The 1,376-nt window shown below is 69.5% G+C and carries 1 protein-coding gene; it reads left to right on the top strand.

Annotation, left to right across the window (positions count from 1 at the left end; genetic code table 11):
* A partial coding sequence (locus KCH87_RS48400; RefSeq protein ID WP_210594456.1) for a polyketide synthase dehydratase domain-containing protein occupies nucleotides 1-1,376 on the top strand: 1,376 nt, incomplete at both ends.

The following is a 1,376-nucleotide window of genomic DNA, read 5'->3' as shown; positions in this document are numbered from 1 at the left end:
ACGACACCCACGACACACCCCACACCGTCACCGGCACCCTGCGCCGCGACACCACCGACACCCACACCCTCACCCTCAACCTCGCCACCGCCCACACCCACGGCCTCCCCACCACCTGGCCCACCACCGGCACCGGACAAACAGACCTGCCCACCTACCCCTTCCAACACCAGCCCTACTGGCTCGACGCCGACACCACCAGCGCGCCCACCGACGCGGCAGCGCTGGGCCAGCAGCCCACCGGCCACCCCCTGCTCGGCGCGGCCATCGAACTACCCGACCACTCCACCCTCTTCACCGGCCGCCTCTCCCTGACCACCCACCCCTGGCTCGCCGACCACGCCGTCCACGGCACCGTCATCCTGCCCGGCACCGCCCACCTCGACCTCGCCCTCCACGCCGCCCGCCACCTCGGCCACCACCACCTCGACACCCTCACCCTGGAAACCCCCCTCACCCTCACCGACCACCACACCCCCACCCTCCAACTCACCATCAGCCCACCCCAGAACGACGGCACCCACACCCTCACCATCCACACCCACACAGACACAGACACAGACACCGGCACCGGCACCGGCACCGGCACCGGCACATGGACCCGCCACGCCACCGCCACCCTCACCCCCACACCCCCCACCACCCCTCCGGAACCGATCACCACCTGGCCCCCCACCCACGCCCAACCCATCGACACCACAACCCTCTACCCACACCTCGCCACCCTCGGCTACGACTACGGCCCCACCTTCCAAGGCCTCACCCAAGCCTGGCGCACCCCCGACAACACCATCCACGCCGACATCACCCTCCCCACCAACACCCCCACCACCGGCCACACCCTCCACCCCGCCCTCCTCGACACCGCACTCCACACCCTGATCGTTGCCACGGACATCGACAGCCAAGAGATGCGCCTGCCCTACGAGTTCAGCGGGGTGCGTGTGTACGGAACAGGCGCCGACGCCGCGCGCGTTCAGGCAAGCCTCGGAGCGGACGGTACGGCCCGGATCACGCTCACTGACACTTCCGGGACAGCACTTGTAGACATCGAGGCACTGGCTACGCGTCAAGCTGACGCCGCCCAACTGGCAGCCCTGGCGCGAAGCACGCACCGCACGCCGCTCCTGGCCTGCGAGTGGGTTGAGGTGGTGCAGGAGGCAGAACCCTCAACTCCGCTACAGCGCGCGGTGATCGGTGCGGGTCTGGAGTCCTACCCCGACACACCGTCCTACACAGATCTCGATGCGCTCGTCACGGCGGTGGCCGACGGGGCCGCGGTACCCGACCAGGTGATCCTGCACCTGCCCCCCACCACAGACCACCCCCTCGAAGCCACCCACACCCTCACCGCACACACCCTCACCACCCTCCAA

The organism is Streptomyces sp. GESEQ-35, from assembly GCF_017948485.1.
Lineage (GTDB): Bacteria > Actinomycetota > Actinomycetes > Streptomycetales > Streptomycetaceae > Streptomyces.
The sequence above is the reverse complement of the archived record's forward strand: the minus strand, read 5'-3'. Positions and strand labels throughout refer to the sequence as shown.